Source organism: Chryseolinea serpens, assembly GCF_900129725.1.
Classification (GTDB): Bacteria; Bacteroidota; Bacteroidia; order Cytophagales; family Cyclobacteriaceae; genus Chryseolinea; species Chryseolinea serpens.
Window position 1 is genome coordinate 1,271,085 of the sequence record NZ_FQWQ01000001.1, and the last position, 20,390, is coordinate 1,291,474.

At 54.3% G+C, this 20,390-nt stretch carries 11 protein-coding genes; 5 read left to right on the forward strand and 6 right to left on the reverse strand.

All coding sequences use genetic code 11. The annotated features are described in order from the left end of the window. Positions 1-41: 41 nt before the first annotated feature. The 6 genes from treY to BUB30_RS05010 all read right to left on the reverse strand — a co-directional run bounded on the left by treY (position 42) and on the right by BUB30_RS05010 (position 12,215). Positions 42-4,241, reverse strand: a complete 4,200-nt coding sequence (treY, locus tag BUB30_RS04985; protein ID WP_073131624.1) for a malto-oligosyltrehalose synthase — start codon at positions 4,239-4,241, stop codon at positions 42-44. After that, positions 4,234-6,072 (reverse strand): malto-oligosyltrehalose trehalohydrolase, encoded by a 1,839-nt coding sequence (gene treZ, locus BUB30_RS04990; protein WP_317044192.1) that lies wholly within the window; start codon positions 6,070-6,072, stop codon positions 4,234-4,236. Before treZ ends, treY begins: the two co-directional genes overlap by 8 nt. After that, positions 6,069-8,225: a glycogen debranching protein GlgX gene (glgX, locus tag BUB30_RS04995; RefSeq protein WP_073131626.1), complete on the reverse strand. Its 2,157-nt coding sequence runs from the start codon at positions 8,223-8,225 to the stop codon at positions 6,069-6,071. The genes treZ and glgX overlap by 4 nt, the downstream gene beginning before the upstream one ends. Then, entirely contained in the window at positions 8,215-9,522 is a 1,308-nt protein-coding gene (locus tag BUB30_RS05000; protein WP_073131628.1) for a glycoside hydrolase family 57 protein, read from the reverse strand. The genes glgX and BUB30_RS05000 overlap by 11 nt, the downstream gene beginning before the upstream one ends. Continuing rightward, positions 9,506-11,065 carry a glycosyltransferase family 4 protein gene (locus BUB30_RS05005; protein WP_073131630.1) on the reverse strand — a complete coding sequence of 520 codons (1,560 nt, stop codon included), beginning with the start codon at positions 11,063-11,065 and terminating at the stop codon, positions 9,506-9,508. The genes BUB30_RS05000 and BUB30_RS05005 overlap by 17 nt, the downstream gene beginning before the upstream one ends. A gap of 271 nt (positions 11,066-11,336) precedes the next feature. Beyond that, positions 11,337-12,215 carry an alpha/beta fold hydrolase gene (locus BUB30_RS05010; protein ID WP_073131632.1) on the reverse strand — a complete coding sequence of 293 codons (879 nt, stop codon included), beginning with the start codon at positions 12,213-12,215 and terminating at the stop codon, positions 11,337-11,339. Between the two features lie 474 nt (positions 12,216-12,689). Here BUB30_RS05010 and BUB30_RS05015 point away from each other — a divergent pair, with 474 nt between their 5' ends. From BUB30_RS05015 to BUB30_RS05035, 5 genes are all read left to right on the forward strand, one after another. Continuing rightward, positions 12,690-13,028 (forward strand): hypothetical protein, encoded by a 339-nt coding sequence (locus BUB30_RS05015; RefSeq protein WP_073131634.1) that lies wholly within the window; start codon positions 12,690-12,692, stop codon positions 13,026-13,028. 125 nt (positions 13,029-13,153) lie between these two features. Beyond that, positions 13,154-14,323 carry a helix-turn-helix domain-containing protein gene (locus BUB30_RS05020; RefSeq protein ID WP_073131636.1) on the forward strand — a complete coding sequence of 390 codons (1,170 nt, stop codon included), beginning with the start codon at positions 13,154-13,156 and terminating at the stop codon, positions 14,321-14,323. Between the two features lie 308 nt (positions 14,324-14,631). Then, positions 14,632-16,020, forward strand: a complete 1,389-nt coding sequence (locus BUB30_RS05025; RefSeq protein ID WP_084137909.1) for a TolC family protein — start codon at positions 14,632-14,634, stop codon at positions 16,018-16,020. A 44-nt stretch (positions 16,021-16,064) separates the two neighbouring features. Then, positions 16,065-17,120 (forward strand): efflux RND transporter periplasmic adaptor subunit, encoded by a 1,056-nt coding sequence (locus tag BUB30_RS05030; RefSeq protein WP_073131640.1) that lies wholly within the window; start codon positions 16,065-16,067, stop codon positions 17,118-17,120. Positions 17,121-17,156: 36 nt separating this feature from the next. Then, positions 17,157-20,288 carry an efflux RND transporter permease subunit gene (locus BUB30_RS05035; protein ID WP_073131642.1) on the forward strand — a complete coding sequence of 1,044 codons (3,132 nt, stop codon included), beginning with the start codon at positions 17,157-17,159 and terminating at the stop codon, positions 20,286-20,288. Positions 20,289-20,390: the final 102 nt, after the last annotated feature.

The window sequence follows — 20,390 nt, forward strand, 5'->3', positions numbered from 1 at the left end:
GATCTCAACGAAAATCACAACGGGTTTATTCGCTGCACAATCTATATCCTGTTGAAGAGCCTGGCAAGCGCGCGGAGTTCTTTCTCCGTTTCCTTGCCCGGCAATTTTATCATCCGCCACATCCAGTTGGCGGTTGCAGCGCCAGGAGTGTTCATGCGGGCGGTCTCATCCAAGCCCAGGATGTCTTGCAGCGGCACCATCGCGATGCGTGCCACCGAAGCATAGGCCAGGCGTATAAATATTTTAGAAATATTTTCGTCCGTCACAGTCAGGTTGGAATAGCTCCTGATGCGGTCCCGGTCCTTGTCTCCGATCTCCTTCGAAAACCATCCGCGGGTGGTGTTGTTGTCGTGCGTGCCGGTGTAGACCACAAAGTTCGTGTCGTAGTTGTGCGGGGCATAGAGCGAGCGCGGCATGTCGGGTCCAAAAGCGAACTGCAATACCTTCATGCCCGGGAAAGCAAAAGCATCGCGCAGGGCAAACACATCGGGTGTGATCTCTCCAAGGTCTTCGGCCACAAAGGGGCTTTCACCCAGGTCCTGCTCCATCGCCCGAAAAAAATCCTTGCCCGGTCCTTTCTCCCAGCGACCCTCCACCGCATCCGTTGCCCCGGCGGCCACTTGCCAGAAGCCTGCAAACGCGCGGAAGTGATCGAGGCGCACCAGGTCGAACCGTTCGATGTTCTTTCTAAGACGGCGTTTCCACCATGCATAGCCCGTGGTCCGGAGCGTCTCCCAATCAAATACCGGCATGCCCCAGAGTTGGCCCCGATCATTAAAATAATCGGGGGGCACGCCGCCAACAAAACGTGGCGCCCTGTTTTCGTCGAGACAAAAAATTTCCGGTTGACTCCACACGTCTGCCGAATCGTAGACGACATAAAAAGGCAAGTCGCCAAAAAGCTTTATGCCTGCATCGTTGCCATATTTTTTCAGCCGGTGCCACTGCCGGTGAAAGGTGAATTGTTGCCATTTTATTTTCAGGATCTCCGTGGCGTATCGCTTTGCATTTTTTTCCAACGCCACCGGATCCCGGTGCTTCAAATCGTCCGGCCATTCCCGCCACGATCGTTGATGCAGGGTTGTCAGGATGACATAGAGGGCAAAATCGTGAAGCCAGTGATCTTCCTTTTCGATGAACGCCTGAAATGCCTCCCGGGCGGGACCATCATTTTTTTTTTGAAAGGCGATCCAGGCCGCGTCGAGCAATTCGTCTTTTTGATTTTCGGCTCTTCGGTAGTCAACACTCTCGTTCGGGCGTGTCCGATGGGTTTGCAAGATCTCCGGCGGCAAGAGCCCATCCTCCATCAACAACTCGGGGCTGATGAACAGGGGATTGCCCGCCATACTAGAAAAGGCGCTATAGGGCGAATGCGCGCTTGACCCATGGGTTGGGTTGAGCGGTAACATTTGCCAGTAGGTTTGACCACTCTTTTTTAAAAAATCAACAAAGGCATACGCGCCGGGCCCCAGGTCGCCCACAGCAAACGGCGAGGGCAAGGAACTGATGTGCAAGAGCACGCCGGCGCCACGGTCACCGGTCTGATCCTTCAGGGTCAGCACCGCCAGGGGGAACGAGGCAAAGATCTCCGACACCTGTATTTTTCCCGCATGCCGGCCCTTGCCCGGCGTTAACAGACTAACCCAATCTGACGGCATCTCGGCGGGCAACACCACGGCCGTGTTTCCCCAATCGATGAAAAGAAGATCCACGTCTTGGCGATGCGCCAGCAAGGCGGTGTGCAAGGGTATGACGGTCACGATCCAGTCGCGTCCCCGCTTGCGCGCAAAGGCCAGGGCGTGTTGGTGGTGATCGCCGGTCAACGGCAGAGGGATGTAGTCGCCTTCGGCAAACAGGGCTGCCTCCTGCCAGCGGATGTTGCAGAGGGTGGCGATGAGCCATTGCTTGATGTAGCCGTTGTCGCGTGTTTGCCAGAGCGAACGCAGCCGGTGGCCTTCGGTTGTCGCGAGGCTTTGGTGCAGGGAAGCCTCGTGCTTTGTGAAGTCGATGGACTGGCGGTTGTCCGGATCCACGAGGCTGAAGTCCCAGCCTTCGCAGCCCTGGTAGATGTCGGGCACGCCCGGGGTGGTGAACTTCAAGACGACTTGTGCGAGGGAGTTGATGAGGCCCCCGTCCGTAACGGTGGCCAGGTATTTTTTCAAGGCCAGGCCAAAGGGCGAGCTTAGGGTGGCCAGTGCCTTGATGAATTTCACTGTGGCCGCCTCATAGGCTTCGTTGGGTTCGGACCAGGTGGAGTTCAGTTTCCCCTCGCGCAGGACTTTCACACAATAGGTCTCCAGCCTGCCGGCAAATTTGTCGCTTTGCGAAAGCGGGTAAGCACCGGCCAGCGTTTGAAAGATGAAGTACGTGTCGTTGGCATCGGGCATACCATCTTCTTTCAAAGGGTCTGTCAATGCAAACCATTCGGTCACGGTGTCGGCCCAGGCTTCGGCAAGACTCGTGATGGCGTTGAGGCGGGCCCGTGCGTCTTCGCCCCGTTTCGTGTCGTGAGTGGACGTGGCATTGAGGCTGAGGGGCCATTGCTGCTGGCGGTGCGCCATGCGGGCGTGAAACGCATCGGGCGACATGCCAAACCGGGCAGGTGAATCGCCCACTTCGTTGTGGCCGATAAAGCGGTTGTAGGTGTAGAACAAGGTGTCTTCAAATCCTTTCGCCATGAGCGGTCCGGTGAACTGCATGATGCGTTTGTAGAATTGGGCTGCCCGTTGCGCGTGGGTCTCATCGTCGGCAGGTACTGGAAACAACAAGGCCTGCTCGAGAACCGTAACGCCATCGCCAAGCGCCGGCGATCGTTCGCGAATTTCGGTCAAGATGCATCTCACCTTTTGCACCTCCTCTGCTCCCAATGGAAACGCGTTGCCATAATAGCGGTATACCGGACAATGCACCAGAAACGCCGCCAGGGAGGGCTTGATCGTTGCCACGGCAGACGGTGTTAGCAGCTTCTTATCGACGAGGTTCAGTTCGAGGAACAGGTGATACAGGTTGTCCAGTTCACCCTGCATGTGGGTGTTCAGGATGTGCGCTTTCTTGGCATGGATCTCTACGTCGATGGACGTATCGCTCTTCAGGATGTGTTCATAGAGGTTTGAGAATTTCTTTTCGGCCGGGGCATAGGTCATCAGCTGATTGACCCAAGCCATGTATTCGTAGCCGGTAGTTCCCTGTATCGGCCAGGAAGGGAGTGTTTCATCGGCTTCCAAAATTTTCTCCACATAGATCAACACGTCGTCACCCACCAGTTTGCGCAGGCGCTCGATGTATTGCGGCGGATCAAAGAGTCCGTCGACGTGATCGATGCGCAGGCCCTGGAACACACCGTCGACCACGAATTTTTTGATGAGGAGGTGATAGTGGTCGAACACTTTCTCGTCCTGCATATTGAGCCCGATCAATTCGTTGACCGTAAAAAAGCGGCGGAAGGTGATGCGGCGATCTGTCACCTGCCAGGGCGTCAGCGCATAGGTTTGTTCGTCCAATATTCGCTTCAGTGCCAGACCGTCGCCGTTCGCTTGTTCGAGACAGGTTTGGATGTAGGTGTTCACCTCTGTGTTTTGCATCAGGGAGTCCAGTTGCAGCAGCAGCTCGTGCCAACGGAGGGAATAGGGCACGGCGTGGTCGATGGTATGTAACTCGGCGATCTGCTGTTTCCATTGTTGGATCGCCTGCGGAGGTTGGTTGTCGTTCAAAATGAGGGCGTACGACCGGGGATGCAAGGGATAATGATGGTCGTGAAATTTGATCACAAACCGCTGCTGCCAATAGGTCACTTGCAGTTCCTTGTTGAACAACACGTCCTCGCGGGGAGCGCCCAGCACGGGCACCATGATGCGGCCGTGAAAAAGATCGCCCGCCCACGCCAGGTCAAAGAAGTTTGCATAAACGGAATACCGTCCTTTCTCCAGCACGTCCATCAGCCAGAGGTTGCACGGATGAAAGGCCATGTGGTTGGGTACGATGTCTTGTATCCAGCCAATGCCGCATTCCCTCAGCTTCCGGCAGGTTCGGTAGAGGTCGTCTTCTGTGCCGATCTCCGGATTGATGCGGTGGGGATTCGCGCCATCGTAGCCATGCAAACTTCCCGGCACCGATTCAAAAATGGGCGAGGCATATACGGCTCCCACGCCCAGCGACACGAGGTAGGGTATGATCGCCTCCAACTGCCGGAAGGTGAAATCCTTGTGAAATTGTATGCGGTACGTGACGGCGGGGTTAGTCATATTTTCCAGTGTATACGACCAGGGATTCGGGGGGCAGGATAAAGCTGCTGGCCTGCAACATTCCCGGTGAAGTTTCTTTTCCATTCCAATGCGCATTGCCAGAGTCCAGCACGTTTTGCAAGGGTTGATCGTTGGCCAGGGCGACGCGCTGTGCCCGGTTTGAAAAATTCATGGCACACCACGCATGATCCGCGTGATGCCACCGGTGAAGCACCAGGATATCCCCGTCTTCCTCAAAGAAAACTTCCAGCGCATGGCGGTCCAGGTGACGCAAGGCGGGATGTTTCTTGCGCAATGCGATCAGGGCCTGGTAGTATTGGAACAACGCTCGGTGGTCGTCCGCTTGCTGGAGTTCCCACTGGAGTTTGCTGTTCCTAAAAGTTGATTCACTTTGCGGGTCAGGTGCCTCACCTGCATCGTGAAAGGCAGCAAACTCTTCGCGACGTCCCCGGCGCACGGCGTCGATGAGCTGTGGATCGCCATGGTGCACAAAATATTGGAAGGGATTTTTTTCGCCATACTCTTCTCCCATAAACAGCAGCGGCAGGAACGGGCTTAGGATGGTCGCGCCGGCCATCACCTTCAGCATGCTAAAGCTCACCAGTGCACTCGTGCGTTCGCCCAGCATGCGATTGCCCACCTGGTCGTGATTTTGCGAGAAGACAATAAACTTGTTGCCCGCCTGGTGTGTCGCAGGAATGCCAAAGCATTTGAGGCGGTGTTCTGAATATTGACCATCGTATACATAAGCATCGCGATACGCTTTGGCCAGGTGACCCACGCCATGAAAATCGCTATAGTAACCGCTTCGCTCCTGCCCGGCTGTGACGCGCAGAGCGTGGTGAAATTCGTCTGCCCATTGGGCATCCATGCCGTAGCCTCCCCGTTTGAGCGGGTCGAGGTAGCGCGTATCGTTCAGGTCCAGTTCCACAAACAAGTAGTGCATGCACCAATGATTTTGGATGAACGCGTCGACTTCCTGCCGGATCGCTTTCAAAATATGAATGGGGCTGAGATCTTTGATGGCGTGTACGGCGTCGAGCCGCAGGGCATCGATGTGAAAGTCGCGAAACCACATCAGCACATTCTCTATAAAAAAACGACGGACCTCATCGCTATGGGCGTCGTCGAAGTTGATCGCATCGCCCCAGGGCGTTTTGTATTTCGATGTAAAATAGGGGCCGAATTCCTTGAAGTAGTTCCCCTCCGGTCCGAGATGATTGTAAACCACATCCAGCACGACGGCGATGCCCTGTGCATGACACTGATTCACCAGTTCTTGCAACCCTCGTGGTCCGCCATAGGCCGCATGCACCGCATAGGGAAACACGCCGTCATAGCCCCAGTTGCGCAAGCCCGGAAATTGTGCCACGGGCATCAGCTCGATGGCGGTAATGCCCAATGCTTTGAGGTGTGAGAGTTTATCGATAACCCCTTGAAAATCTCCTTGCGGTGAAAAGGTCCCGACGTGGAGCTCGTAAAAAATGTAATCGTCCTGGCTTGGGTTCACCCACTTGTGATCCGTCCACACAAAGGCAGCGAGGTCCACCGCCCGCGACGGACCGTGCACACCCTGCGGCTGACAGAGGGACGCCGGGTCCGGGATAGCCTTGCCGTTGGGGGTGATGAATTCGTAGTCGTCGCCTGGTTGCAGGTTTGGGATGGTCAAGGTCCAGTAGCCGTGCGCTTCAGGAAGAAGCGGGAGCGTTTGGTCCCGGAACCGGATGTGTACTGCTTCCAGCTTGGGCGCCCACAACCTTACGGTGGCGGTGCCTTCACCGGTGAAATTCACGCCAAGCCGGCGGTGGTCTATAGCGACTGCTTGCATCATGTGTCGAGGGGATGGTGAAGAAGTACTATCGATCGTCCTTCCACCGTCACTGTGCCTTGGGGATCGTAGGCGGGACCTTCACCGATCTGGCCGGTGGCTGTATTGAGAAGCTGCGTCCACTGGAGCGCATATTTTGGCGGGGGCAAAACATAATCCAGTGGTTCGTGATGCGCATTGAACATGATATAAAAACTATCGTCCAGCACGGCTTCTCCTTTTGGGCCGGGCGTGTGGATGCCGTGACCACTTAGAAATACGCCCAGCGACTTGGCAAAATCATGACTCCAATGTTCTTCCGTCATCTCCGTTCCTTCGGGTAAAAACCAAGCGACGTCCTCCACCCCTACGCCTTTTATGGGACGGCCCTGGAACCACCCCCTCCGGCAAAGCACGGGATGCTTTTTGCGCAGGGCGATGAGTTTTTTCGTGAACTTCAACAAGGCGTGATCAGCATCGGCCCAGTTGATCCACGAGATCTCGTTGTCCTGGCAATATGCGTTGTTGTTGCCCTGTTGTGTGCGGCCGAGTTCGTCGCCGGCCAGCAGCATCGGCACACCTTGTGAAAGAAAGAGCGTGGTCAGCAGGTTGCGTTTCTGGCGGTTGCGCAGGGCGATGATGTCAGGGTCGTCGGTGGCGCCTTCTTCACCACAGTTCCAGGAGCGGTTGTACGATTCTCCGTCGTTGTTGTCTTCTCCGTTGGCTGCGTTGTGTTTTTCGTTGTACGATACGAGATCGTGCAACGTGAAGCCGTCGTGCGCGGTAATAAAATTGACGCTGGCCGTCGGGCTGCGATAGTCACCTTCGTAGAGGTCGGGGCTGCCCGTAAAACGCTGGGCGAATTCCCCCAACATGCTGTCGGCACCACGCCAATAGTCGCGGATGCAGTCGCGGTATTTCCCGTTCCACTCCGCCCAACCCGGCGGGAACTTGCCGACCTGGTAGCCGCCTTCACCAATGTCCCACGGTTCGGCAATGAGCTTCACCTGGGAGATGACGGGGTCCTGGTGGATGATATCAAAGAATGCACTGAGCTTGTTCACTTCGTGCAACTCGCGCGCCAGTGCCGACGCCAGGTCGAAGCGGAACCCATCGACATGCATCTCCAGGATCCAGTAGCGCAGGCTGTCCATCATCAGGCGCAACACGTTGGGAAGATTCGCATTGAGCGTGTTGCCGGTGCCGGTATAGTCGAAGTAAAAGCGTTTGTCTTCGGATAGACGATAATAGCTGGCGTTGTCGATACCCCGGAACGAAAGCGTCGGTCCCATGAAATTGCCCTCTGCCGTGTGGTTGTAGACCACATCCAGGATCACTTCGATGTTTGCCTGGTGAAGCGCCTTCACCATCTCCTTGAACTCGATCACTTGTTCACACAGCACGCCACTCGCCGAATAGCGCACTTCCGGGGCAAAGAACCCGATGGTATTGTAGCCCCAATAGTTTGTCAACCCTTGTTCTACTAAATGACGGTCAGCAATGAAATGGTGTACCGGCATCAATTCGATAGCCGTGATGCCGAGCTTCTTCAGGTATTCGATCGTCACCGGATGGGCCAGGCCTGCAAAGGTCCCCCGGATGTCGTCCGGAATGTTCGGGTGAAGTTTGGTGAAGCCCCGCACATGCATTTCGTAGATGATGCTCTCGTGGTAGGGTATGTTGGGTCGCTTGTCATCTTCCCAATCAAAGCGCGTGTCGCTCACGACACACTTGGGGAGAAAGGGTGCACTATCCACTTCGCTAAATGACAAGTCAGCTGCCTCGTCGTTCACGATGTAGCCAAACAGGGCATCGTCCCATTCGATCTTGCCGGCAATGGCCTTTGCATAGGGATCGATCAACAATTTGTTGGCGTTAAAGCGATGGCCGTTCTGAGGCTCATAGGGACCATGCACACGATAGGCATAGAGTTGTCCGGGTTGCAGCCCGGGAATGTAGGCGTGCCAGATCTGGTGCGACCGCTCCTGTATTTTTATTTTTATAACTTCTTTTTCATCACGGGGAGAATCGAAAAGACACAGTTCAACGGCGGTAGCGTTTTCTGCGTACAACGCAAAGTTCACGCCTTCTCCATCCCAGGTGGCGCCTATGGGGTAGGCCAAACCCGGGTACACGTCCAGCTTTCTTTTCTCGATCGTCTCTATCCTACTTCTCATAGCTGTTTTCTAATTTCATGGCCCAGATGGGCGTGTGCATCTCGCGTCGTTCCGCCTCTGCTTTCAAGGCTCCTTTTTCCGGCAGCGTGGCCATCTCTTTTTCTTTTTCCTTCACGGTATGAAGAAAATCCTGCAACACATTCATGTAGTTCATAAAGGCTTCGTAGGGTGATGCGTATGGACTGAAGTAAGCGTGCACGTTGCCATCGCTGTTCCGCTTCGTCGACATGTAATAGAAATGATCGCTGGTCATCAGCCTGCGCCAGCGGTCGGTGAGGTTGGGGTCGTTCAGGGTTTTGATGCGTCCTTCCAGGTGGGCCATGGTCTCAAAGGCATCCTGCTGCATGTCGTTGCCCAGCCAGGCCGACAGATCGCGTTCTGCATCGGCCCAAGAAATCGTATCGGGCACGTGGAGCGCCGGCGTATCCTGGATTTGCTGAATGGCTTCGGATGGCGTCACCAATTTGTGGTGCTTGTCTTTGGCGAAACACACCAGCAGGTCATGAAGAAAATTGAGAATGCCACTCTCCGCTTTGTGGTGTTCGCCAAACGTTTCGTAGTCCAGCCCGAGGGTGATCAGTTGATCCTCTTGGGGTATGCTCTTGAGCCGCGCCATGAATTTTCCCACGGTCAGCTTTTTGCCAAACTCGTGATAGCGAAACGCGATGTCGTCGCTGAGAAAATAATTACGCGGGAACAGCTTCATTCCTTTTTCTTCGGGATGTTCGTATAGATGATTGGGGCTTCTGCCTTGTAGCACGGCATCGATGCCATCGAGGAACATGCCGTTGAACCCGAGCGCATGGACCTTCTTTGCCATGTCGTTGTTGTAGATCAATTCCGTGTTGCGAAAGACCAAGGGACGCACGCCGAGGTATTCCTGCAAGCGGGCCACGTGGTCGAGCACTTGTTCTTCAAACTCCGTTCCGGGAAGCAGGCTGGCCAGCGAATGAAAATCCGTTTCGGCCAGGAACTCCACCGCGCCGGTTTCGGCCAATGCCTTGAAGCTGGCGAGCCCGTCGGGACAATATTGTTTCAGTTGGTCGAGCAACGTGCCGGAAATAGAGAAAGTGATCTTTAGCTGTGGAAATTTTTTAATGAGATCCAACACGATCTTGTTGGCCGGCAGGTAGCACTGGCGAGTGATGCGACGCACGATGGCTTCGTTCTGGGCGTTGTCGAACCCATCGCCTTGCGTTCCGATCTCAAAAAAATGAAACGGACGAAGTCTCCAGGGCTGATGCGCCTGGAAATATAACACCATGGGTTTGGGCGTTGGATTAGGTTGTGAGCTCATGGTAGATGGTTTTAATTTTCTTTGCGGCTTTACTCCAGGTGATGTGTTGAATTTCATCCTTGCTGTTTTCGCGCAGGGTTGCGGACAGGCTCTCGTGGGCCAGCACGTTGCAAATGGCGTTGGCCAGGGCATGTGTATTCCAGAAGTCTACTTTGATGACGTGCGACATCACCTCCGACACACCCGATTGATTCGACACGATCACCGGAATGCCGGCCTGGATCGCTTCTAACGGAGTGATGCCAAAGGGTTCGGAGACGGAAGGCATCACATATACCTTCGTCATCGACCATACTTTTTCTACGTTGTCGCCTTTTAAAAAACCGGTGAAATGAAAGCGGGTGGAGATGCGCAGGTGGGCCACCTCTTCGATGACCTGGGGAAGCATGTCGCCGGAGCCCGCGACAATGAAGTGAGCATCGGGAAATTTTTCGAGCACCTGGTAGGCAGCCTTCACAAAGTAGAGCGGACCTTTTTGGTAGGTAAGTCTTCCCAGGAAGGTGACCACGTGAGGACCGAACGGATGACCGTGTACGAGCGGCGTGATCTCGCGGGGCATCACGCCGTTGTAGGCTACTTTCACTTTGGACGGCGCGATGTGGTAACGCGACTCAACGATGCGTTTTGTCCAGCCGCTCACCGCCACAATACTGTCGGCGCCTTCAAAGCCTGCTTTCTCGATTTCAAATACGGGCGCATGGGGAATTTCGCCCGAGCGGTCGAATTCGGTGGAATGCACATGAACCACCAGGGGCTTGCCACTGGCTTCCTTCGCCGCCAACCCCGCAGGAAAGGTCATCCAATCGTGCACGTGAATAACGTCGAAGGTGTTGCGGCGCGCGACTTCGGCGGCTACCTCCGCATAGTGTTTTGTTTCTTCGAGGAGATCGGGACCATACTTCCCCGAGAAGGCATAGAAATATGATCCTTCTTCGGGAAGTTGCGCCACAGTGTCCGGATCAGCATGATGAGGATCAACGTTAACATAGTCACTAGCCTTATCAATATCCTTATACGTGTCTTCGTTCTTCGGCTCCATCTTTCTTTCCACTTTTTTATCCATTTCCACCGCCGTCTGTTTCCACCGCTTTGTTGAAACGGTCATTGATTTTGGCAGGACGTTCATGGCAGGGCTGACATAGGGTGAGAGATACGATGGGATCTCGATGGTGGTAAGATCTTCTGTTTCCTGCGTCGTGTAAACCGTCGTATACACCGGCCGCCGGAGATGGGCTTCCGGTCCACTGACGACAAACTCAGCGGGCTTCGCGGCCACCACCGCAGGGCGCTTCACGGGACCATCGGCAAGGGGCGCCTCAGCAATAGCCGGAGGGGCGATGCGTCCGTTCTTGTTTTGAAGCGTTACGTGGCTGGCATCGATGAGATCGAATTTCATCTCGGGCTCATCGCCGTGAAGTTTGGGTATCACCAGCAGAATTTCGACGTCATGCTGCCGCAACGACTGCGTCAAGCCATAGCAAGCCGTTCCCAGGCCCCCGGAAATATGCGGGGGAAACTCCCAGCCAAACATCAATACCTTCATTTGTGCGTTTCCTTTTTACCTATAACCTTACACTGGAAAAGGAAAAAAATGTGCCATGATTATGGCGATGACCTGAGTAAAGAAGAATGAGTACGTCAGGGAAATTAAACGGCTCTAAAGCGCCTGAATCCAGTTACTCCCGGAATGAAGTAGTCCGGTGTTACGCCTGTGTTAAGCCGATGGAAAATGGCTTGGGGATAATTCCTCCACGGGTTGTTACAAAATCTCCCCAAACCGTTTCCCACAAACTTTGCGCCTATCTGAGCGCAGGTTAAACTTTTACTTTCAACAATTCCCGAATGGCCTCGGCCAGTTTCTCAGGTTGTTCATCCGGCGAAAAGTGACCGCAGTCTTCGATCACTTTGCCTTCGATGTTGGTGAGGCCGGCTTCGCGGAACCCCTTCAGGTAGGTGTTGATGTCGCCATACTCCTTGTCGCCGCGGATGTAGAGCACGGGGGTTTCGATGATGGTGGACCGGCTCTCGCGGTTGTCCCTTTCATCTTGTGCGAAAGAGCGATACCAATTGAAAGCCGTCTTTAACGACTCGGGCTTGGCATAAGCATCGGCATAGATAGAACGCGCGCGTTTGTTGATCTTCTCGGAGTGTGCGCTGATGGCATTGAAAAAGAATTCGAAATAGATCCGCTCTTTGCCGCCCACCAGCATCTCCGGCAGTTCGGGTACGTTGTGAAAGGAAAAGTGCCAGATGTTCGGGTTGCGCTTCACTTCCTCCCAGGGATCGATCCCCGGGATGGCGGTGTTCAGGATGATGGCATTTTCCAACGTGTTGGGGAAGGCATGCAGGTAGGCGTAGGTGACCATTCCCCCCGCATCATGACCAACCAAAGTCAACTGGTTCAGGCGGAGGTTGTCGACCAGGCGTTTCACGAGTTTGGCAATCGCCAGTTTGGTGGTCGAGGAAATACCGCCCGTGGTGCCCACCCCCGGCAGGTCGATGGCCACCACACGAAAGTCGCGATAGAGCAGCGCCATGACCTGCTCGAAAGCAGACCAGTTTTCGGGAAAGCCATGCAGGAAAAGGATGGCGGGTCGTTCGGGTTTGCCGGCTTCGACCACATGAATGGAGAGGCCGTCGACCAGCACCTGGTGGTTGATAAAGACGGAGGAAGAGGGGTGTGTGAGGTTCATCTTTTTTGTTTCTGTTTTTAAAATCCTAAAGGACCGGCGGGGACACGTTTAAGCCCGGCAAAGCCCGCTGATAAAACGTCCATGTCTTGCCGATGTTATGCCGGGAGGAAATGCACATCTGCCCGTTTGACTTTCCGGTCGATGCCTTCTTTCCAGTTCCCATCCGAAGCCAGCGTGTGGAAAGATTTACCCTGATGGGCAGGCGCTGTACATAAATATTCCCATCGGACCACCCCAATCTAACCCATTATTTCGAAAAACACTCGTCCCGTTCCAGTACACGCCCGGGTACGCTTTTTGAATTCGAATTCGTCGCCGGGTTCCTTTTTCTCAGGAGCCAGAAGCCAAAAGCCGGGAACCAGTAGTCAGGGTGAGGCAGAGCGCGGGGATTAGGGATTGATGATGACGGGTTAAAGTTTTTGGTGTAAAAAATCGTCAAGACTTAAATCAGTATGTCAAACTAAAATCAAGCGTATGAAAAAATTCATATTACTATTCGCTGGTGTTTTGTTTTTGGGTGTGGCGGGTATGTACGCTCAGGAGCAAGATAGTACTTCGATGAAGGGGGAACGTCAGGGTGTGGCTGCGCTGTCGGAGCCGTCTAACAATTATGCGATGGAGATGGTGCAGATCCAGACCGAGGACATTCCCGCCAGTTTGCGCTCGAAGCTTCAGGGTTACCGGTATAAGGGTTGGGAGAACGGCACCTTCTATCGCTTGGGGAACTACGATGGATACATTGTCGAAATAAAGGACGGTGATAAAACCAAGACCTTCCACTTTGATGCTAACGGCCGGCCCATTCCGGATTAGTTGATCATTGTGCAGGACCTTCTATTGAAATAGGAGGTCCTTTTTATTTTATCGTGTGCATGTTGGGGGAAATACCGGAAGGCTGGAATTTCTTATCTTTATAAGCCGCAACCCCCCTCCCTGCTATGACCGTCACCGAAAACATGTTGTTGTTCGTTGTCAGCGCGGGAATCGTACAGGCTTTCTTTCTGGCGGCGCTTATTTTTTTTAATCCACGCGGCGACCGGTCGGTGAACATTTACCTGGTGGGGTATATCCTGTCGTTGACCGTCCCCATGTTTGCTCCGCTGGTGCAACATTTCTATTCCTGGCAGCGCGTGCTCTACCTGGCGCCGGTGCTCTTGTTAGTGGCGCCCTTTTTATACCTCTACGTTTGCAGTTTTCGCGAGCAAATCACGTTTCGCAAAGCCTGGCCGCACTTCATTTTGTTCCTGATCGCTGTCGCCATAGAGGCCTACATCGTGGTGAAGATTGCTCCGCTATATCCCCCATCGAAACAAGTGCCGCCGGAAGTGATCCACAGCCCCTGGCCAATGGCGCGGGTGTATCTCCGCCTGATCCAAATGTTGGTCTATATCTATTTTGCAGGAAGGGCATTATCGTCGTATCAACGATCTATTCAACATTTGTATTCGGAAACCAGCCGCATCGACCTGGCATGGATGCGGTGGCTCATCAACGGTTTCCTCGTGCTCACGATCTGGATGATCTTTTTTTATTTTATGATCCTGAAATTTCCGGAGTACTTCAAGCTGATCATTCTCATCAACACCGCCATCGTCACGCCCTATTTATATGCCGTCACGTTCAAAGGCATGACCCAGCCTACATTGTGGCAAGCAAGACCAAAGGTCAGCCGTGAGGAAGTTCTGGAAGAGATTCACATTGTCGAGGAGACCGAAGCCCGCAATCAAAAGAGCACCCTAAACCCTGAGCGAAAAGACGACATCGTTGCTCGCATCCAGGGCCTCATGGACAATGGGAAGTTATACCTCCAGGCCGAACTCACCCTCCAGGATCTCGCCGACCAACTGAACACCCCCGCCTACCAGGTTTCGCAAGCCATCAACGAAGGCCTCCAGAAAACCTTCTACGACCTGGTGAACGGCTGCCGCGTGGCCGAGGCCCAGCGCCTCCTCCTTGACCCCAAAAACCGAAACCTAAAAGTCATGGCCATCGCCCTCGACTCCGGCTTCAACTCCAAAACCACCTTCAACACCGTCTTCAAAAAATTCACCGGCCTCACCCCCACCGAATTCAAAGAGCAACACCAAACGCAAACGGTCGCCGCCTAACCCCGAAGAGATCCACAACAATTGCATTATTAAGAACGCACAACGGGATTGGAGCCTGTAAGGCTCCCCATCATACCCCCGGGTCCGTCCGCTCCGATCATCGGAGTGGCACGGACCCGGGGAAGGCGACCATCCCAACTCAACCCGCTTTAGCGGGTTACCTAAAGCCACCACCTAACTATTTTCCGCCAACCCCTTCCCAAGGACACCTATTTCCCACCGGGGGCCACCACCCCCAACCCAGCACGACCGAACTCCCAAATCCGCACCTAAACCAGGTTCGGATTCCCCAATCCGAACCCAATCGCATGTCCGAACCGCTTTCCATGGGCGTAAACCCCGGCATCATTCAAAAACCAATGCTCATGACAAAAACCATTTCCCTCTTCCTCCTCCTGGTCTCGCTCCTTTTATGCCCAGACCTGGCCGCGCAAACCTTCTCCCTGGAAGACTGTATCGACGCAGTCCTGAGAAACAACCAACAACTAAAAAACAGCCAGCTCGACATGGACGCATCCGCCTTTCGCGTCAAAGAATTGAAGAGCGGCCTGCTACCCACCGTGGACCTCGCCGGGCAATCGCTCTACTATAAGGACTTGCCTGCTCAGTATGCGCCAGCTTCCGCGTTTGGCGGCCCCGAAGGTGAATACACCAAGCTGAGCCTGAACATGCGCCAAACTTCGTCAGCCAACCTCCAGCTCAGCCAGTCGCTGTTCAACCAATCGGTCCGGACTGGTGTGAAGACCGCCCAGGCCGCACAAGATGCCACGCATCTGCAAGACCACGTCGTGCGCGAAAATGTGATCTACAATGTGACCGCCACCTACTACAGCATCCAGGTGCTGAACGACAACCTCGTGCGCCTCGCCACCAACCTCGCCAACCTCGAACACGCCACCCAAATCAACGCCGTGTTGAAGGACAACGAACTGGTATCGCCCAACGCCCACAACCGCATGCTCATCAACCTGGAAAACCTGCGCAATCAATATGAGAACCAGAAACTCCTGCTGAGCAAGAACATGACGGCCTTGAAAAATCTTATGGACATGGACGTGAACGACTCCCTGGCCGTGCAGTCGTTCGACTATGCCGCGCTGCTCGCCATGCCGGAAACAACCGACCTGTCGCAGCGCCCCGACCTGAAGTTTCAACAGGCCCAGATCAAGGTGGCGCAGTTTGAAAAGAAAAATATTGCGGCTGGTTATCTGCCAACACTGACCAACACTTTTTCATACGGCTTCACCGGCTACAACAACGCGTTCGGCCCCTTCACTCCCATTCACCACGATTGGGTGCGCAGCAGCTATTTCGCCCTCACGTTGAAGGTGCCCGTGTTTGATGGCTTCCGCAAGCAAAACCAGATCCGCCAAAAAGAAATGACCATACAACGCAACATCAACACGCTCGCCATGATGCGCGCCAATGCAGACAAAGAATTGGAGGATGCCCTGAGCACATACCGTTCGAACAAAACACTTTGGGACAGCAATAAGAAGAGCCTGGACCTGGCGGAGAAATTATTCGCAAGCGCCAGCGGTGAGTATGAAAGCGGCATCACGACGCTCACCGATCTGCTCAACGCCCAAAACGATTTGACCAATGCCCGGACCAACTACAGCACTGCCTTGCTAAACCTCAAACTTGCAGAGCTCTCGCTGAAAAAGGCCAACGGGACATTGATCGCAAAACCATAAACCCGATCATTAAAAAAGTAAAACCAACAAGAAAAAAAACCATCATGAAAACAAAAATCATCATTGCCAGTTTGATCGCCGTGCTCTTTGTGTCGGTAGCGTTCAAATTGAAAAACAACAAACGCACGGTAGAAGAAAACGTTTACCGACCCGACGCCAACAAAAAAGTGCTGGTCCAGGCCGACACCGCCGTCGTAAAAAGCTTACATAAGACCTTTACGTATACCGGCACCTTTGCAGCCTTTCGCGAAGTAATGCTGGTACCCCAGGTACATGGCGAAGTAGAAGCCGTCTATTTTGACGAAGGCGATCACGTAGTGACCGGTTCCCGGCTGGTGCAAATCGACGACGACCTTCTTCAGGCACAATACAGCTCCGCCGCGGCTACTTATCAAAACGCCAAGCGAAACCTGGAACGCTATGAGGGCGCGTCCCAAAGTGGCGGCGTGAGCAACCTGCAACTGGACAACCTGCGCTTGACGCTCATCAATGCCCAGGCACAAGTGAAACAGCTGGCCAAGCAAATCGAATGGAGCAGCATCATCGCGCCCTTCACCGGCACTATGACCTTGCGTGATGTAGAGCCCGGTTCGGTTGTGGGTAGCGGAGCCGTGGCCCGCATCACCGACCTCTCGCAATTGAAGCTCGAGATCTCCGTGCCTGAAAAAGAGATCTTCCTTTTTCACGAAGGCGATTCCATCGCGATTGAGACCGATCTCTATCCCGGCAAAACGCTGTGGGGAAAGACCGACCAGGTGGCCGACCGTGGCGACAATGCGCACAACTACAGCGTCCGCATTTTGCTAAAGAACACTGACCCTGCGTCGTTGCTGAAAGCCGGCATGTATGGAACAGCCCTACTCAACAAAGGCATGAAAGACGAATCGCTGGTGATCTCCCGGACGTCCCTGTTGGGCTCTGCCAAAGATCCCCACGTGTTTGTGATCCACGATGGCAGGGCTTCGCTTCGTTCCATCCGCACCGGTAACGCCAATGACACGTCTATTGAAGTTGTGGAAGGCCTCGAAGCCGGGGACGTTGTAGTCGCCAGCGGTCACATCAACCTGAGCAACGGTTCGCCAGTTGAAATTGTAAAATAAAGTAATCACCAAAGACCAACTCATTTTCATTTCCATATGAACTTAACAGAAATATCCATCAAAAGACCGTCGGTGATCATCGTCATCTTCACGATCCTCATGCTCGGCGGCTTCTATTGCTATACCACGTTGCGTTATGAGCTCTTGCCTCCCATGGAAGTGCCGACGCTGGTGATCACCACACCCTATCCCGGCGCTGCGCCCTCTGAAGTGGAGCAGTCGGTGACGCGGAAAGTGGAAGATGCCGTCTCCGGACTCGACCGCGTGAAAAGCGTCTTGTCACAATCTTTCGAAGGGGTCTCCGTCATTGTCGTTGAATTTAGTGTCGGCACCGACACGGAAGCCAAACAAGAAGAAGCCCAGCGCAAGCTGAACAACATCCTGAACGATCTGCCCGACGACGCCGAGTCGCCTTCCATCTCACGTGTGTCGCCAAGCGATCAACCGATCATGGACCTGATGGTGGTGGCCGACATGAGTGCCGAAGCCTCTTACGACTTAGTGGAAAACGAGATCCTGCCCCTGATCCAACAAATTGAAGGCATCGGCGAAACCCGGTTGCTCGGTGGACAGAAGCGCGAGATCCAGGTGAAAGTGGACAAAGATAAACTGGCTCACTACGGCCTGGCCCTGTCGCAAGTGACCGACGCGGTGAACAACGCCAACCTTGATTTTCCCACCGGAAAGATCAAAGGACGCGACGACCAGATCACCGTGCGCCTCGCCGGAAAATTCAGTTCGATGACGCAGATCGAAAACCTGATCGTCGCCACACGTGCCGGCAGCCCCGTGCGGGTGGCCGACGTGGCCGATGTATTGGATGGCACACGCGAGCAGGAATCGGTGAGCCGCTTCAACGGACAGGAAGGCATTGCCATCAGCCTCAAAAAACAAACCGATGCCAACGCCGTGAAGATCAGTGAAGAAGTTCACGCCAAGATCGCCTCGATTGAAAAGAAGTATGCGGCACAAGGTGTCAAAATCATCATTGCCGACGACACCTCCGAGTTTACGCTCGAAGCCGCCGACGCGGTGACACACGACCTGGTGATCGCAGTCATACTGGTAGCCGCTGTCATGTTGCTTTTCCTTCACAGCCTTCGCGACTCACTGATCGTGCTCGTGGCCATCCCGGCTTCGCTGCTCTCGACGTTCATCGCCATGTACCTGTTTGGTTATTCCCTCAATCTGATGACCTTGCTGGCCATGTCGCTGGTGATCGGCATCCTGGTCGACGACTCGATCGTGGTGCTCGAAAACATTCACCGCCACCTGCACATGGGCAAGGACCGCGTTCAGGCCACACTCGACGGCCGTAAGGAAATCGGGTTCTCGGCCATGGCCATCACGATGGTGGATGTGGTGGTGTTCCTTCCCATTGCGTTGATCAACACCGTGATCGGCGATGTGTTGCGCCAGTATTCGGTCACCATCGTCGTGTCCACGTTGATGAGTCTCTTCGTTTGCTACACGTTGACACCCTGGTTGGCTTCGCGCTTTGGCAAGGTGACGCACCTCAACCCCAACAATGTGTTTCACAAAGTATTGCTGGGCTTTGAGTCGATCGTGACCCGCGTCATCAACGGCTATACACATCAATTGAAATGGACCCTGCGGCACAAGCTCATCACCGGGCTCGCCATTCTTGCCGCCTTTGGCGCAACGGCCTACATCATGAGCCTGGGCATCCTCGGGCAAGAAATGGTGGCGTCGGGTGACCGTGGCAAGCTGCTGCTGAAATTTGAATTTGACAAACGCACGGCCCTCACGGAAAACAACATCCGTTCACGCGCCATCGAAAACTATTTATTGGCACAACCCGGCGTGGAAACCGTGCTGGCCAATGTGGGAGGTGCAAGTACATCGGGTGTGATGTCTACCGTGGGCAGCGAGAACAAAACGGAGATCACCGTGGGTTTGGTCGATGCCAAGAAACGGAATGAGACCACGGCTGCCTTTATGCTCCGTGTTCGCAAAGCATTGGAAGCAACGTACGAAGGATTGAAAGTAAACTCCACCGTCATTGGTATCACCAAATCGGAAGAGCCGATTCAGATCGTGCTGAACAGCGAGGACAAGGTCGAGTTGATGAAGGCTACCAAACAACTGGAGCAACGCATCAAAAGCATTCCCGGTGCGAACGACGTGTCGGTGAGCGTGGAAGACGGCAGCCCGGAACTGACCATCGAACTGGACCGTGAAAAGATGGCCCGGCTTGGGCTGAGTGTTGGTCAGGTGGGCGCATCGCTCCAAAATGCCTACGCCGGCAACACCGACGCCAAGTACCGCGAAGGCAATAACGAGTACGACATCAACGTGCGCCTCGATGAATTCGACCGCAGCAATCCCACCGACGTGGAGAGCATCGGTTTCGTGAACAGCAAAGGCGAACAGATCGCCCTCACGCAATTTGCCACCGTGAAGCAGAGCAGCGGGCCGTCCATGCTGGAGAGAAAAAACCGGCGCACATCGGTGACGCTGAAAAGCAACGTGCTCGGCATCACGTCCGGAACACTGGCCGAAAACATCAACGCTGCCGTGGCCGCTCATCCCCTGCCGTCTTCGGTGGAAATGAAATGGACGGGCGATGTTGAACGCCAGGTGGACTCGTTCAAAGCACTGGGACTGGCCTTGGCCACCGCCATCTTGCTGGTATATCTCGTGATGGTATTGCTCTACGACAGCTTTGTCTATCCCTTCGTGGTGTTGTTCTCCGTACCTGTCGCGCTGATCGGCGCCCTCATTGCCTTGAACCTCGCGATGAGCACGCTGAGCATCTTCACGATGCTGGGCATCATCATGCTGATCGGTCTGGTGTTGAAGAACGGCATCCTGTTGGTGGACTTCACCAACCAACGCAAACAGGAAGGCCGCAGCACGTTCGACGCGCTCATCGATGCCGGTCAGGCGCGGTTGCGTCCCATCCTGATGACCACCATCGCCATGGTGATCGGCATGCTGCCCATCGCCCTCGCCGAAGGGGCCGGGTCGGAGTGGAAGAACGGTTTGGCTATCGTAATGATCGGCGGTCTGCTCTCTTCGCTGATGCTCACCGTCTTCATTGTGCCCATGATGTATTATCTGGTAGACCGGGTGAAAGCCCGGTTCACCAAACCGGCCCAGCCGGTTGCAGAACCCGAGTTGGCATCGTCTGTAACCATACTTTGACATAAAGCCATTTCAAAAACCATGATCATCCTGGTTAAAAGCATCAACGCCTTAATTCAGGATGGTCATTTTATAAATAACATACCTTCTAAAAGATCAAGA

Coding starts and splice junctions, on each gene's coding strand:
- treY (WP_073131624.1), bottom strand. CDS start 4,241: ATGACTAACCCCGCCGTCACGTACCGCATACAATTTCACAAGGATTTC.
- treZ (WP_317044192.1), bottom strand. CDS start 6,072: ATGATGCAAGCAGTCGCTATAGACCACCGCCGGCTTGGCGTGAATTTC.
- glgX (WP_073131626.1), bottom strand. CDS start 8,225: ATGAGAAGTAGGATAGAGACGATCGAGAAAAGAAAGCTGGACGTGTAC.
- BUB30_RS05000 (WP_073131628.1), bottom strand. CDS start 9,522: ATGAGCTCACAACCTAATCCAACGCCCAAACCCATGGTGTTATATTTC.
- BUB30_RS05005 (WP_073131630.1), bottom strand. CDS start 11,065: ATGAAGGTATTGATGTTTGGCTGGGAGTTTCCCCCGCATATTTCCGGG.
- BUB30_RS05010 (WP_073131632.1), bottom strand. CDS start 12,215: ATGAACCTCACACACCCCTCTTCCTCCGTCTTTATCAACCACCAGGTG.
- BUB30_RS05015 (WP_073131634.1), top strand. CDS start 12,690: ATGAAAAAATTCATATTACTATTCGCTGGTGTTTTGTTTTTGGGTGTG.
- BUB30_RS05020 (WP_073131636.1), top strand. CDS start 13,154: ATGACCGTCACCGAAAACATGTTGTTGTTCGTTGTCAGCGCGGGAATC.
- BUB30_RS05025 (WP_084137909.1), top strand. CDS start 14,632: ATGTCCGAACCGCTTTCCATGGGCGTAAACCCCGGCATCATTCAAAAA.
- BUB30_RS05030 (WP_073131640.1), top strand. CDS start 16,065: ATGAAAACAAAAATCATCATTGCCAGTTTGATCGCCGTGCTCTTTGTG.
- BUB30_RS05035 (WP_073131642.1), top strand. CDS start 17,157: ATGAACTTAACAGAAATATCCATCAAAAGACCGTCGGTGATCATCGTC.